This is a genomic window from Bifidobacterium thermophilum (assembly GCF_037482445.1).
Taxonomy (GTDB): Bacteria; Actinomycetota; Actinomycetes; order Actinomycetales; family Bifidobacteriaceae; genus Bifidobacterium; species Bifidobacterium thermophilum_B.
This window is the reverse complement of record NZ_JBBHLY010000003.1, coordinates 289,916-305,505: the sequence shown is the minus strand read 5'-3', so window position 1 is coordinate 305,505 and position 15,590 is coordinate 289,916. Positions and strand designations below refer to the sequence as shown.

The window sequence follows — 15,590 nt, the reverse complement described above, 5'->3', positions numbered from 1 at the left end:
GCCGAGACAGAGCCGCAGACGGAGCAGAACCGCGGAAATCCGCCCATCACACATCACCAGCCACCACCCCAGACAGCCCCGGATAGCACAAATCCCCCGGTTTCCGCTCCACACCATGCGGACCACCGCCCGAAACCCCGACCGCGGAGACACGGAAGACCGCAGCCCAGGCACAATCTAGGCACCACAATCTAGACATACCGGGGCGAAACGCGCAGAAACCGCAATCCGACAGCGAAGTCCTCGAGGCCCCCCATTACGCTACTTGCTTCGTAGCGCTACGTGTCACGTATCGCTTCTACAATGAGCGAGGAACCATCAACCAAGCACAAGCGAGGGGCCGCCATATGAGGAATGCATTGAAAATCCTGCGCCGCGATCTGCTGCGCTGGATCAAAGCCCCGACCGCCTGGGTCATCGCGTTCGGCCTGTGCTTCATCCCCCCGATGTACGCGTGGTTCAACGTCCGCGGATTCTGGAACCCCTACGGCAACACCGTCGGCATCAAAGTGGCCGTCGCCAACAACGACAAAGGCACCGACAGCGCCGTCATGGGCAAGATGAACGTCGGCAAGCAGGTCGTCGACCAGCTGAAAAGCAACAAGCAGATCGGCTGGACGTTCATGAGCGAAAGCGCCGCCATGGACAGCGTAGAATCAGGGCGCTCCTACGCGGCGATCATCATCCCCTCGGACTTCAGCGATTCGCTGGCAACCCTCGCCACCGGCGGGTCAAGCCGCCCCAAACTCAGCTATTACGTCAACGAGAAAGAGAACTCCGTAGCCACCAAGGTCACCGACACCGGCGCCACCACGCTCGACCAGCAGATCAACAGCAGCTTCGTGTCCACCGCCAGCAAGGTGGTCATCGACATCGTCAACAAGACCGCGGACGCCATTGAAACCCAGGCGTCCGATGCAGGCGGGAGCGTCGCCAAAGACCTGGCGACCACATCCAAGAACCTGTCCACCATCAGCACGACCATGCGCGACCTCGATACCACGCTCGGCGAGATACCACAGAAAACCAAGGCCGCACGCTCGGCGCTCAGCACAGCCACGCAACTGGGCAGCCAGGCGGGCGCCGGGCTGAACACCGCCTCGCAGCTGCTGACCACCACGCAATCCAGCATCAGCACCTTCTCCGCGCAATCCTCAAGCGCACTGGACAACGGTTCCAGCCTGCTCTCCCAAGCCAGCGCGCAAACCAATCTCACCGTCGCCGCGCTCGGCACGGCGCTGACCGATGCGAACGGTTCCGTCCGCTCCGCCATCAGCACCGCACAGGACGTCAGCGACACCAACGCCGGCATCATCGCCGCGCTCACCGAGCTCAACACCGACCTCAACAACGCCGGCATCACGAACGACACCGGCACCGCCGCACTCAAACGGCTCCAGCAGCACAACACCGCACTCCAGCAGTCAATCTCGGACCTGAGCAGACTCAACAAAGACCTCGACGCCACCGTGGCGGCAGGCACAAAAGCCTCGGATTCCCTCAACACCGCCACGCAAACCACGCTGCAGAACACCGGCAAGGCACGCAGCACCATCAATTCCCAAGCACTGCCCCAGCTGACCGGCGGGCTGAACACCCTCGCCTCGACCAGCGCATCGCTCAGCGCACTGATCACAGGACAAGGCTCGCTTATCACACAAACCAACGCCGTGCTTGACCAGCTCGACCAGGCCGCCTCCAGCACACGCACCGCGCTGAGCAGCGCGAACAGCGGTCTGGACCGGCTGCGCGGCAAGATTGATTCCCTATCCACCGATCTGACCGCGTTGAGCACGTCCAACGCGCTGAGCAACATCCTCGGGGAGCACGGTAAGCTCGACGCCGAGAAAATCTCCGAATTCATGCTCTCGCCGACCGTCCTGTCCACCAAGGTCCTGTACCCGGTGAACTCCTACGGTTCCGCGATGGCACCGCTGTTCACCGCGCTGGCCCTGTGGGTGGGCGCGTTCGCGCTCACCGTGATCCTGCGTACCGAAGCGGACGATGACGGCATCGACAATGTGACGCCCGGCCAACGCTATTGGGGCCGATGGCTGCTGCTGGCGATCCTCGCTGCCAGCCAGGGCATCACCACGACCGTGGGTGAGATGCTGCTCGGCGTGCAGACCGTCAATCCGTTCGCCTTCGTAGGTACCGGCATCCTTGTAGCGCTGGTCTACCACAGCATCATCTACTCGCTGGCGACCACCTTCCTGCATATCGGCAAAGGCATCGCCGTCGCGCTGGTCATCGTGCAGATACCGGGCGGCACCGGCCTGTACCCCATCGAGATGATGCCGGGCTTCTTCCGTACGGTCTACCGGCTGTTCCCGTTCACGTACGCGATCGGGGCGTTGCGTGAGTGCATCGCCGGATTCTACGACGGCCACTGGTTCGCGAATATGGGCCATCTGATGCTGTTCGCCATCGCCTTCTTCATCCTCGGACTGTGGCTGCGTCCGAAAGTCGCGAACGTCAACCGGCTGTTCACCCGCCAGCTTGAGGAAAGCGACATGGTCATCAGCGAGAAGATCGAGATGCCCGGCCGCACCTATGGTTTCGCCCAGGTCATCCGCGTGCTTGCCGGCCGTGACGAATACCGCAAGAGCATCGAACGCAGGGCGGCACGCTTCACGCTGCTCTACCCGAAGCTGCTGCGGGCGGCGCTCGTCCTGGGCATCGCCGTGCCGGTGACCATCGCCGTCCTGCTGTCCGTGCTGACCCCCGGCAGCAAAGTCAACGCCATGGTGATCTGGCTCGTGTGGATCCTGCTCATCATCGGCTTCCTCATGACCATCGAACTGATCAAAGACAATATCGAACGGCAGACACGTCTCGGCAATCTCGACGAAGCCGCGATCCAGCAGATCCTGCTTGACGAGCAGGGCAACCGCCAGTCCCGCTCAGGAAGGCACTCCGCATGAAAACAGCATGGAAACTGTTCACCGGCGACATGCGCCGCTTGTTCAGCAATGTCGTCACCATCATCATCGTGATCGGGCTTGTGGTCATTCCCGGCCTGTTCACCTGGTTCAACGTCGCCGCCGCATGGGACCCGTTCGCCAACCTCAACCAGCTGAAGATCGCCGTGGCCAACACCGACAAAGGCTACAAAAGCGACCTGATCCCGGTGCGGATCACCGTGGGCGACAACGTAGTCAACGCGCTACGTTCCAACGACCAGCTCGACTGGACCATCACCAGCAAGGATGACGCGATCGACGGGGCAAAATCCGGGAAATACTATGCGGCGGTCATCATCCCGTCCAGTTTCAGCAAGGACATGATGACATTCTTCTCCGACGACGTGCAGCATGCGAAACTCACGTATTACACGAACGAGAAAATCAATGCCGTCGCCCCGAAAATCACCGGGCAGGGCGCCGACCAGGTGGCCGCCCAGGTGAACCAGACCTTCGCGCAGACCATCGCGAGCGTCGCGCTCAGCGTCGCCAGCGACCTGTCCAACGAGCTCAGCAGCGACCAGGCCGGCAAGCTGCTCACCACGTTCAACGCGAATATCGGCGACATGGCCGGGCAGCTCAACGACGCCGCATCCACGCTCACCACGTTCGCCGGACTCACCGACACCGCGCAATCCTTGCTGTCAAGCTCGAACCAGCTGGTCGACAACCTGTCCGTCAGCGCGAAGAACGCCGACAGCACGCTGAGCGGCACCGAGCAGGGCGCCAAAGACATCACCGGGGCGATGACCACCGCTTCCAAGGCCCTGACCCAGGCGTTCAAGACCAGCAGCTCAAGCTACCAGGCCGTCGCCGACACCATCGGCACGACACTGGACAATGCGGGCACCAGCGCTTCCGACACCTCGGCAAGCCTCAAAAGCCAAGCCGATATCGTCAATCAGCAGATCACCGACTTCCAGTCGCTCAGAGACAGCATCGCCTCGATCACCCTGCCGGCCATGACCGACACGGCGGCGCATGACCGCATCATCGCCGCGCGCGACGCGGTGCTCGGCAAGCTCGATACCGCCATCGCCGCCCAGACCAAGGTGCGCGACGCCATCACGGCAGCCGCTGACACAATCGACGCCGGCAAAGCGAACGCCGAATCGCAGCGCGCCAACATCACCAAACTGGCCACCCAGGCGCAGCAGGCAATCAGCGGACTGAAAACCAGCTACACGAAGGAGCTCAAACCGCAAATCACCACACTGGCCGACTCCATCACCAGCGTGAGCGCGACATTGGAAAACGGCTCCGACTCGCTGGATTCCACACTCAACGACCTGGACGACACCACCCAGACCGCCAGCAGCGCGCTGACCAGCATCCGCAAAGTCCTGACCTCCACCGCCAAACTGCTCAGCGACAACGGCACACGGCTGGGCAAGCTCAATGACAGCCTCGCCAAAGCGCTGAGCAGCGGCGATATGAGCGAAGTGCGCAGCATCCTCGGCAACAATCCGGAAACCCTCGCCGCCTCGCTCGCTGCCCCGGTCAACATCAGCCGCAAAGCCCTGTTCCCGGTCGGCTCCTTCGGTACCGGACTGACCCCGTTCTACACGTTCCTGCCCCTGTGGGTGGGCGCACTGCTTATGGCGGTCACGCTGAAAACCCAGGTGTCGTCGCGCATACGCAAAGAACTCGGCGACCCGAAGCCCCACGTGCTGTTCTTCGGCCATTACGGGGTGTTCGCGGTGATCGCCCTGCTGCAGAGCACGTTCTCCTGCGGCGGCACCCTGCTGTTCCTGCGTGTGCACGCCGTCCACCCGATGCTGTTCATGCTCACCGGATGGCTGAGCTCGCTGGTCTACTCGTTCTTCACGTACGCGATGATCGTGACCTTCTACAATGTCGGCAAGGCGATTGGCGTCATCATGCTCGCCATGCAGATCTCCGGGTCCGGCGGCGGCTACCCGCTCCAGGTTCTGCCGCACTTCATCACCCAAATCAGCCCGTTCCTGCCGGCCACACATTCCATCACCGCCATGCGCGCCGCCATCGCCGGCATCTACGGCAACGAATACTGGATCGCCATGGGCAAGCTTGCGCTGTTCATCATCCCCGCGCTGCTGGTCGGGCTGGTGATCCGCAAACCGATCATGCAGTTCAACCGCTGGTATGCGCACACGCTTGAGGAAACGAAAGTCATCCAATGACCCGGAGCCGGGAGGGTGGCGGGGCGGCGAGCCCTGCGCACCCCCACTCCGGCACCGTGTCAACACCGATGGCAAGAGAGAGAACAGAAACACGAGGCGATACACCATGAGCAACGGTGAGCAAGAGGCCGGACACACCGACACCCGCTCCATGCTGGAGCAAGTCACGGCCGCGGCAACAGCCAAGGATTCGCCGCAGGCCCGGACGCTGATACAACGCCGCGAACGGCGACGCGAGGAGACCGACCGCAAGATTTTGCAGGCCACCTTGCAGATTGTCGCCACGCAAGGCATCGGCGCGGTGACCATCGAGGAAGTCGCCCGGCGCAGCGGGGTCGCGAAGACCACGATCTACCGCCGGTATCGCAACACCGATGATATGCTGCGACGGCTCAGCACCATGCAATGGCCGGCGAATATCATCAACCCCATCAACCTGGAGCCCAGTCGCTGCAACCTGCAGCATATGCTCGAAGCCGCGACCACCCGGTTCGACGAGGAAATCGGCCTCAAAGCCGTCGGCGTGGTGCTGTCGGCCAGCAACGGGTATTTCGAGCAGATCGTGGAACAGGTGATCCAGCCGGTCAAGCAGCATTTCATCGAGTTCTTCACCCGCGGGCAGCAGGCCGGGGTGTTCCGGCATGGTCTGGATCTGAGCTTTATTTTCGCGACCATCATCGGCTCGATGATGGCGAACCAGGCGCTCACCGACGAGACCAGCGCGTCGTGGGCCACGAAGATGACCGACCTGTTGTGGCCGATGATCGCGGCGTAGGCGGTCGGGCCGGTTGCCGGCGGATGGCGATGCCCGGCAGCGACGGCTGCTGACGGCGGTACCGGCACACTGTGCGGCCCGGCTGTCGCATCATGGGCGGATAGCAACCGTGGAGCCTGTTTCAGCGCGGCCACCGCGCCGCCATGCGACGGAGCAGTCGCACTGTGGCGGGATAGCGCCACGACCGGCACGGAAATCACACGTATCCGCCTGCCGTGCGACCCGGCAGTCACACCGCGGACGGATACCCGGCGCCATCAACCACGGAATACACCAACCCCGACGGCAAGAGACTCACCAATCACACCACATCCGGATACCAGCCGCCAATCCGGCGAGCAGGCCCGAAACCGGCCGCCGTGCGACCCGGCAGTCACACCGTGGGCAGATACCCATCACGACACCAACCGACACCAGAGCAATCCGCACGCCGTGCGACATGGCGGTCACATCACAGGCAGGTACCCCACCAACCACCACAGGAACCTGGCCCAACAGCCTGCCATGTACCCCAGCAGCCACACCACGAGCAGATACCCGACATAACCTGCCGGTAGACGCCACCAACCCGGGCATGGTGCGACATGGCAGTCACACCACTCGCACAATGACGGTCAGCAAGCGCAACCCGAACCCGCCGTGTCACTCGGAAGCCTGCTCGCGGGCGGTTGCGAGCGCCTTGTTGAAAGCCTCAGTCGTCCAGCTGGCCCCGGCGACGGTATCCACATCCAGCCCCTTGAGCTTCTTGCCGACCACCACGCCGGGAATCGCCTTGGCGAAGGCATCCTGATGCTTCTTGGAAATCGGCGTGAACGGGTGTCCGGTAACCTCGACATCCGCGATTTTCTGGTCTTTGACGGTGACCTTCACGTCAATCGAGTCCTCGTTGACCGGACCGTACTTGCTGTTGACGCTGTATGTGCCGTCACGGTAATCGCCGGAATCCTTGCTGTCCTCCGAAGCGGACGCCGACGGGGATGCCGAGCCCGACAGCGACGACCATCCTGACGAACCCGACGCACCCGAAGCCCCGTCGGAACCTGAAGTCCCCGAGGAATCCGGCACCGCACTCGATTCCCCGGAGTTGCCCGCATATTCGTCATTCATCGGGATCGCTTCCGAGCTGCCGCAACCACCGAACAGGGACGTCGCCGCAACCAGCCCGACCGCGGCCATCGCCATCGCGCGGCGACCGCCCCGCGCAACGCTTGCCTCACTGCCACGAGCGGTATCGCGTTCGATGACACCAGTCCCGTGATCAGCAGCCCGGTCCGGCTTCTGAGCTTCTTCCGCCATCACAGATTCTTCCGCAGTTCCTTCCGTCACCGCGCATCACCCCCGGTTTTGGCCGCTTTGGTGGGGTCCTCGAATTCGACCGGCAGATCGCCGTGCTGCGCGCCTTCCACCTGAGCCCCAGTAGAGGCAGGACGCCCGCCCATCGCCTCGTACTGAGCGCGAGCCTCATCGCTGTTCCATTTCTCTCCGACCAGTACACCGTGATTCAGCATGATTTCACGTTGTGCACAGGAAGCGACGAGCGCATCGTGCGTGACCACGATGATCGTGGTTCCCTGCTCATGCAACGCGCGGAACAGGTCAAGCACGATATGCTCGTTTTTCTCGTCCAAGTTGCCGGTCGGCTCATCCGCGAGGATCAGCTTCGGGCAGTTGATCAGCGCCCGGGCGATGCACACGCGCTGCTGCTCACCGCCTGAGAGCTGACCGGGCAGATGGTGTGCGCGATCCTTGAGCCCGACCTTGTCGAGCGCTTCGAGCGCCTGCCGCTCATCGACCACGGAATGGTAGTATTGCGCGACCATCACGTTCTCCACTGCGGTCAGGTGCGGCACGAGATAGAACTTCTGGAAGACGAGCCCGATCACGTTCTTGCGCACGTCGGCGAGCTGCCCCGCGTTGAGGTCCTCGAGCCGCCGCCCTTCAAGCTTGACCGACCCCTTGGTGGGGGTATCCATGCAGCCGATGATGTTCATCAGCGTGGTCTTGCCCGAGCCCGACGATCCGACAATCGCCAGCCACTCGCCTTGCGGCACGGTCAGACTCAGATTGTCGACAGCATGCAAATCCCCGTATATCTTCGAGATGTGGTCGAGTTCCAGCAGCATCTGCCCGTTGCCGCCGTTGCGGCCGTTCTGCCCCGACGATATCGCCGATTCCGCTGCTTCCGCCGCTTGCGTTACCCCTGTTGCATCGTTGTTCATGATTTCTCCCTGATTATCGCTGATTGCTTTTGATTTCGCGCCACCGCCGCCATTCGCAGCACCCATGTCACTCCTCCCTCAGCACGACGGCCGGGTCGATTCGTGAGGCTCGACGCACCGGCGGCACGGACGCCAGCACCGCCACGATCACGCTCAACAGCACCGATCCGACGGCCAGCGGCCAGTCGAAGCCGAGCGTCCGCCCGAACACAGCGGAAGTCAACAACCGCGCGAGCAGATACCCGAGCGCCGTGCCCAGCAGCCCGCCGACCAACCCGTACAGCCCGGATTCCGCATAGAATTCAGCGCCGATGCTGCCCGAGGACGCTCCAAGAGCCTTACGCAGGCCGATTTCGTTGCGCCGCTGGGCGACGATGGACGAGATGGTCGTGGAAACGCCGACCAGCGTCAGGGCGAGCACTACGACCGACACCATCCAGAACAGGGTGCGCAGCATGGTGATGATACGCGTGTCGGACGAGGTGATTTTGGTGACCTGCTGCGCCTGCACGTGCATGGAGGTCATGTCGTTGATGCTTTTCACGACTTGCGAAACATCCTCCGCGCCCGACGAATATTCGATGACGTCAACCCCGCGCGAACCACCGGCGAGCTTGTCGACATCCGAGGCGATCGCGTAGATAATCTCGTCTTCTGAACCGCCCGTGTCGACGATGCCGGCCACGCGGAATTCGGTGCCGCTGGTGTCGAGGATGTCCCCGGAACCGCCCGAAGCCGTGGATGCATCCGCAGACGATGCCGCATCCGCCGCGGAAGAACCGGCCGCGGAAGAGCCCGTCGCAGAAGAGTCGGCAACGGAAGAATCAGACGCAGAAGACCCCACCGTAGAAGCACCAGACGCAGCAGCACCAGTACCCGCAGCATTATCCGCCGCCCGATACCTAATCGTGATCCGCGAGCCGACAGCAAGCCCCATCGCGTCGGCGACATCACGCCCGACCATCACGTTGCCGGCGCTCGGCCACGCCCCTTCCACACTCCAGTGGTGGTTGAGGGCCTTCACCTGCGCCGGGTGCACGCCGGCCAGCACGTATGGCGCCGCATTCACGCGAACGTTTTCATACCGGTAGGTCGCATAGGTCGCCGCCCCCTTGGCCTGCACCATGTCAGTCGTATGCTTGACCATCGCAGCGTCGATTCCGCTTTTCCCGCTGCCGCTCTCAATCGGCGTGACAATCAGGTTCGCGCCGTATGAGCGCATTTCCTCGTTCATCTGCTGCGGCACGGCGATGCACGTTGCCGCAAGGCAGAACAGCGTCGCCGCCCCCACCAAAGATGCCACGACCGCCATGATTGCCCTGCCGCGGCGGCGGAATATCGCGCCCCACAGCATCACGAGAAACATCCTCGTATTGGTCATGGCGTGTGATTCGGTTGACATTGTTGATTCCTGTTGACGTATTGATTCGGATTCACTCAAATCGCTTGATTTACCGGCCATGCAGCACCTCCGCCGGATGGACGCTCAAAATGGAGCGGATGGATGACAACGCGGCAACGCACACGACGACCGCCAGAAGCACGAACACCAGCAAGTAGACCATCGGGCGCATGGTGATGCCAGAACCGAACACCACGTGCCCGATGACTTGTGCGAGCCCAGAACCGACAACACCCCCGACCAGCGCGCCCGCCAGCGAGACGGACGCGGTTTCCGCGAGCATAAGCCGGGACACCCGGCCGTCAGTCGCGCCGATGGCTTTCAGCAGCGCCAGTTCGCCGGAACGTTCGGTTATCGAGGCGGCCATCAGGTTCGCAACCGCCACTGCCGCGGAGACCAGGGTGAGCGCGGTCATAAGCATCATCACCGCCTGGGTCTTGTTGAGCACGTTGCCTTGCAGCGCGGCAACCTGCCGCACCTGCTTGGCGACCGCGCCGGGCAGCACTTCCTCGATCTGGTAGGCGATCGAGCTCGGATACGCAGTGCAATACCACGTCTCCCACTCGTCCTGGCTGAGCGCCGCCGGATTTTTCGCGGCTTTGCGGGCAAGATCATTGTCGGGCGTGGTGAGCGCCTTCACTTCGATCTTGTTCACGCTGTCGGTCAGCCCGGCGAGTGTCTGGGTCACGGCGGTCGGCATGTAGATGGCTTCGTCGTCACCGTCGCCGGAGGTGTATTGCCCGACGATGGTGATGGTCTGCGTACGCCCGGATTTGCTCAGGGTGAGGCGGTCACCGGTATGTACGCCGAGCGCGGCGGCCGCTTTGGAGCCGATCATGCCTTCTGCCGCACCGTCTTTGGGCCATCTGCCGCTCGTTTTCCACCATGAGCGCATGCCGCCTTCAACGCCGACGACCGTGGTCTCGCCCGAGGCGAGGTGCAGGGTTTTGTTGAACCATGTGCCGACGAGTGGTACGTCGGTGCCGTTCACGCTGGCGTGAATGGTCAGTTCGGGCGCAAAATTCGTGATGTTGTACGCCCAGAAGATCGTTTTGATGTTTTTCGCGTCGGATTCCTTGAGAAACGCGGTCGGGTCTTGGCTGGTGGCCGCGCCGCCGTTACCGCTCCCGCTGCCCGCCGTACCGGTCGAACCCGTGCCGCTCCCCGTGGTGTACAGGTCGGAGACGACGGCGTTCGCCTTGGGCTGCACGATGATATTCGACCCGTATGTGGTCAGTTCGGCGGTGAGCTTGTCGCCAACGTCAAACACCACGCCGAGCATGGCCACCGATACCGCGGCGGACAAGCCTACGGTCAGCGCGATGAGCAGCCGTTTGCGCAGCTGCCGGCTGAAGGAGCGGGCTACCATTCTCGCAAAGAACATGGAACCTCCCTGTGCTTGATGCGGAACGCTTGATACGGAATGTCTGATACGGAACGCTTGATACGGGTTGCATTGCAACAACGCCTGACACGAAACGCTTGAAGCGGAACATGCCTCGACGCTTACTGGAAGTGGGCGCTGAGCGCGTCGAGGTCAGCGGTCTGGATGGTGATTTTCCCGCCGCCCGCCTTGTACGGCAGGGGCACCGGATTGCAGCCGCCCTTGAAACCGATGGTGGCGAGGTTGATGGCGACATCGCATTTCTTGCAGATGATTTTGCCGTCTTTCTCGTAGTACCCGGCATCGCCGCAGTTCTCGCATGCGTCAAGGCCGATGCCGTAGGCGCCGCCATTTTTCTTGATGATGATGAACCGCATCACCGTGCCGTCCTTTGCCTTGTATTGGAAGCGGTGCAGATGTCCGTCGGATACCTGCGCGAAGGTGATTGTCGCCACGCCGTCTTTGAGCGAGTAGCTTTCCGGCGGGGACAGCGTGACGGTCTGCCGGGTGGCGGCGACACCGGCGGTCAACGTAAGACTCACACCGATCATGGCAATCAGACTCCATACCGCGGCGCCGACCGCTTTACGCCGAAACGCCCGGTGTTTACGGCTTTCCGCAGCATCCATGCCCTGCAACGGCATACGCATACCCGCCACAATCGAGGCGATGGCCGGAACGGCAAACACCCATGCCTGCGCCTGGACAATCCACAATCCGTGATTGATCAGCCACACCAGAACCCGGAACGCGACACCATGCAGCATCACCATGCCGCCTTGCGCGATTTGCAGAATCGCAGTCAGGTGCTGGACGGTCACGAGCACGACCACCGCGAGCGCGGCAAAGGTGAATGCCTGCCGGTACGCCGTCAATCGCATAGAACGGCAAATCGCCGCCACGATAACCGACATGCCGACGCCGAGCAGGAATCCAAGCGCCCGCAGCAGCATCTCCGATGTGAAAGGCGATTCGCCGGGTTCAACGAACACGGTGAGCTGCAAAATCACGTCAGGAACCGCGTAGAACGTGGCGAGCGCGATGCACAACGCGGCCACGGCGTTCGCCGCGTTGAGCAGACCAGCATGCTGCCGCCAGCGCGCGCTTGCGACCAGCCGTCGGGAGTTCGCCACGGCGATAATCGTGGCGATATCGGCGATGATGGCGACCACAAGCACGGGGAAATTCACCGCCGACCGCTGATTGATCACCGATGTTGCACGCAAAGCACCGAAAACGATGGCAGCGAGCAACCCAATCAGCAGACCCCAGCGTCGCCATGTGGCGCTCAGGGGCTTGTCGCGCCCCTCTCCGACGTCGAGCATCACGCCCAGGCTCATCACCAGTAACGCGACCGGCAAGGTGCCGGGCATCACGGTTACGAATTGTTTGAGCATCTATCCCTCTCCTGTCTTGGCGTGTTTCGGCGTTGCCTTGCCGCTGTGCTTTCGATGATTTGCAGTGCGCAGTGTTGCAGTGCGCAGTGTTGCAGTGTGCAGTGTTTGCCGCGCAGTTGCCGTCTCGCATCGCACGGCCGCGGCAACGCACGAAAACCTTCCTCGCCGTCTCATCATTGATTCCGCTAGATGAGACGGCGGGAAGGGGGTATCGCGTCACGCATGGTGCCAGTCATGTTTGGCTTCTGTCGCACATGCAGCCTGTCGCGTTGGCAATGAACCGCGGCAGGCTGCCGGCGCAGACCGCCTCACCACTGGCGTGGCGTGTAATCCCAGTTGTCAAACGTGACTTCGATCGGTTCGGTCCAGAATTTGCCGGTGACGCCGGTTTCCTTGTCGACGTGCAGCATCCAGCCCTTCTTCGCCGGCGATTCGATCGACAGCTTGAGCTTGTACGATCCCGCCTGGTCAAGCTTGATATTGGCGCCGTAATGCGGGCCGTCGGACGCGTTCATCTGCATGAACGTGCCGGATTGCACGGACTTGTTGGTCGACTTGTCGATGATGCTGTAGTTGACGGTCAGGTCGGGAATGAAATCGCCCTTGCCGTAGCCGAGCGTCGTGCCCTTCTTGTTCGCGTGGATATCCGCCTCGAGGTGGAAGCTCGCGTCGGCGGCCTTGAGGCCCATGCCGGAAGGCTCCATATCAACCGGCTGGAAGTAGACCGCGCCGACCATAAGCGGGCCGACTTCCTGGTCTTGGTCCGGGCCGACCGGGACTTCTTCGAAGCCTGCGCTGTCCGAGGAGCTGGAGCTCGAGCTGGACGCGGACGAGCTGGAGGAGGATTTCGCGCTGGACGAGCCAGACGAACTGGATGCGGATGAGCTACCGCACCCGGCGAGCGCGAGGACTCCGGACAGCATGATCGCGGCGAGCGCGATTGCTTTGTTCTTCTTCATGTGATTTCTCCTGATTTGTTGTTGTGGATGGGGAAGTTTCATGGACGGGCGAACGGGCCGCGGTAGTTGGGGCAGGCCGTTTCGCGCGCAACCGTCACGATTTATCGACAGTCTGTTCGGGCGTGTCGGTCTTTTCGGCCAGTCGACGCCGCGTGTTCGCGTCTTTGATGAGCGCCACGACCATCAGCACGACGACCACGACCGCCGCAATCGCTTGCGCGCCAATGGTTTCGGCATACGGGTACAGGCCAAGCCAATCGCTGGTCGGCACGCCTTGCAGATAGGTGCCGTCAATCGCATCGCCCTCGATGAGCGCGTGCACGCCACCGCCGGCGAAAATCACCACAAGGATGGCCATAAGCACGCTCGTGACGAGGAAGAACGGCCTGATCGGCATGTTCACCGAAGTGAAGCGAATCAGCAGGAACACAATCACCAGTACCACGGCGGCGCAGGCGGCTCCCCACCAGATGCCGGACGTGTCGCCGGAGACCATCGAGAAGATCGCCTGGTAGAAAATCACCGTTTCGGCGCCCTCACGGAACACCGCAAGGAAACTCAGCATCGCCAGCGATATCAGGCTGCCCTTGGATACTGCCGCAACCGTCTTGTCTTTGATGTAGGCGTTCCATGCTTGCGTTGAGGAATGCGACAGCATCCAGTTGCTCGTGTACAGCAGCATGAGCATGGCCACGAGCGCGACCACGCCTTCGGTGATCTCCTGCTGGGGGCCGGAGCCGCCGAACAGCGCGGTGAATACGGCAGCCAGCACGCCGCTCGCCGCAAGGCCCGCGACCAGACCGATGTAAATGTAGCGGGTCATCGGCTTGTTGCCGGATTTGATGAGATAGGCGATGATCGCGGCCACCACGAGAATCGCTTCCAAGCCTTCGCGCAGCAGGATGATGAAGGCCTGGCCGAACGCGCTGGTCACGAATTTGGTGAACGGGTTGATGTTGCCGGCTGCACCGCCATCGAGCGTGGCGGCATCTTCGACGAGCATGGCCTTGAGATCGGTGACATACTGCTGAGCCTGCTTGAACGACTCGCCGTTGTTCATCGCCTGACGGCTTTCCTTGAACTGGTATTCGACCTGGGAAACGCGGCTGCCGCTGATCGCGTTCATCACGTTCTTCTCGAAACCGAGCTTCTCGTAATACTGGTAGTAGGCGTCATTCACGTAGCTTGCGCCCTTGGCCCCGTCGCCCGTCTTGTATGCAGCGACGGCTTTGTCAAGCACCTCGCCCATTTCCTTGGCGACCTCGCCCCACGTGCGCGTGCCCTTGCCGTTGTTCTTTTTCTTGGCGGCATCGAGCTTCTTGCGGTCCGCTTTGATTTGCGCGGCGAGTTTTTGGGCGTAGACATTGGGCTTGTCAAGGCCGGATGTCGCGTCCAGTGTGGCGGCTGCTGCGTTCAGATCGGTTTCGAGCGCGGCGACCTGCTGCGAGATCTGCGTGCCGTTGCCGGCAGTGTATGACAGGTCGATGATTGACTGGAATTGCTGCTGGTGGCTGGATTGCTTGTCCGCGCCGAGCGTGTCATGGACGACCGTGGTGAAGTTCGAGCCGACATAGATGGTGTTGTAGGCGGCCATGAAGTCCGACGAAGCGCCTGCCGTATTGCCGGCCGCATATGCCTGCTCGCCCTGGTTCAGCTGATCGGCCATGGCGTCGGCCACCTGCTGCCACGTGGTGTAGGTGACTTCGGCGGCATCGGCGCGGGATGGCGTAATTGACGGGGAGAACACAGCGAGAACGACGACGAAGGCCATGACGCATGCCGCCGCGATGGAGCGCATTGCGGCGGTGACTCTAGTGATGGCGGTGACGCCGGTGGAGCTGGTGGAGTCAGTGGAACCGGTGAAACCGGTGGACTCAGCGGAACCGGTAGTGCCAGTGACGCCGGTAACGCCGGTGGAGCCGGTAACGCCGGTAATCCTGCCGTCTTGTGCAGTTCCGTTCATCCGCATTCGTCCGCACCTCGGTTGCTGTCAGGTATGGCCGGGCGCCGCGGACGGCGACCCGCCAGAAGATACACTTGCCCCAGGCACACTTATGCCAGTGTTTTCAAGGGTTTTGTCGAAATGGATTCCGCGGCTTGTGGCCGCGAACAATCCTGAGTGTAAAAGAAAAAATCCTCAGGCAACAGTCTTGTTTTTTTGAATCTTTTGAGGTATGGAGACGGCGATTTGGGCCCCGATATGGGCTCGATCATCGGCGTGTCGCGGGCTTTGACGACGGTCGCATGTCGCGATGAAGTCCAACATGCGGACACAAATATCAAAAATCATCCCCGCCCCTGCACAACCCGCCACCGTGCGAGCGGATTC

At 62.0% G+C, this 15,590-nt stretch carries 10 protein-coding genes; 3 read left to right on the top strand and 7 right to left on the bottom strand.

Annotation, left to right across the window (positions count from 1 at the left end):
* Positions 1–347: 347 nt before the first annotated feature.
* The 3 genes from WD012_RS03910 to WD012_RS03900 all read left to right on the top strand — a co-directional run bounded on the left by WD012_RS03910 (position 348) and on the right by WD012_RS03900 (position 5,900).
* A complete protein-coding gene (locus WD012_RS03910; protein ID WP_339562469.1) occupies positions 348–2,924 on the top strand; it encodes a YhgE/Pip family protein in 2,577 nt (858 codons plus the stop codon).
* A complete protein-coding gene (locus WD012_RS03905; RefSeq protein ID WP_339562468.1) occupies positions 2,921–5,125 on the top strand; it encodes a YhgE/Pip family protein in 2,205 nt (734 codons plus the stop codon). The genes WD012_RS03910 and WD012_RS03905 overlap by 4 nt, the downstream gene beginning before the upstream one ends.
* 106 nt (positions 5,126–5,231) lie before the next feature.
* The gene (locus WD012_RS03900; RefSeq protein ID WP_339562467.1) at positions 5,232–5,900 is read left to right on the top strand and encodes a TetR/AcrR family transcriptional regulator; all 669 of its coding nucleotides are present in this window, start codon (positions 5,232–5,234) and stop codon (positions 5,898–5,900) included.
* 642 nt (positions 5,901–6,542) lie between these two features.
* Here WD012_RS03900 and WD012_RS03895 read toward each other — a convergent pair.
* The 7 genes from WD012_RS03895 to WD012_RS03865 form a co-directional block, all read right to left on the bottom strand.
* The gene (locus WD012_RS03895; RefSeq protein WP_422614357.1) at positions 6,543–7,076 is read right to left on the bottom strand and encodes an FMN-binding protein; all 534 of its coding nucleotides are present in this window, start codon (positions 7,074–7,076) and stop codon (positions 6,543–6,545) included.
* Positions 7,077–7,222: 146 nt separating this feature from the next.
* On the bottom strand, positions 7,223–8,023 hold the full coding sequence (locus WD012_RS03890; protein ID WP_339562611.1) for an ABC transporter ATP-binding protein: 801 nt from the start codon (positions 8,021–8,023) through the stop codon (positions 7,223–7,225).
* A gap of 163 nt (positions 8,024–8,186) precedes the next feature.
* The gene (locus WD012_RS03885; protein WP_339562610.1) at positions 8,187–9,500 is read right to left on the bottom strand and encodes an ABC transporter permease; all 1,314 of its coding nucleotides are present in this window, start codon (positions 9,498–9,500) and stop codon (positions 8,187–8,189) included.
* A gap of 70 nt (positions 9,501–9,570) precedes the next feature.
* Positions 9,571–10,905, bottom strand: a complete 1,335-nt coding sequence (locus WD012_RS03880; RefSeq protein WP_339562466.1) for an ABC transporter permease — start codon at positions 10,903–10,905, stop codon at positions 9,571–9,573.
* Between the two features lie 122 nt (positions 10,906–11,027).
* Positions 11,028–12,302, bottom strand: coding sequence for a Fe-S-containing protein (locus WD012_RS03875; RefSeq protein WP_339562465.1), 1,275 nt, complete (start codon positions 12,300–12,302; stop codon positions 11,028–11,030).
* Positions 12,303–12,610: 308 nt separating this feature from the next.
* Positions 12,611–13,261 (bottom strand): iron transporter, encoded by a 651-nt coding sequence (locus WD012_RS03870; RefSeq protein ID WP_339562464.1) that lies wholly within the window; start codon positions 13,259–13,261, stop codon positions 12,611–12,613.
* A gap of 94 nt (positions 13,262–13,355) precedes the next feature.
* Complete coding sequence (locus WD012_RS03865; protein WP_422614356.1) at positions 13,356–15,059, bottom strand: FTR1 family iron permease; 1,704 nt, start codon at positions 15,057–15,059, stop codon at positions 13,356–13,358.
* Positions 15,060–15,590 lie beyond the last annotated feature (531 nt).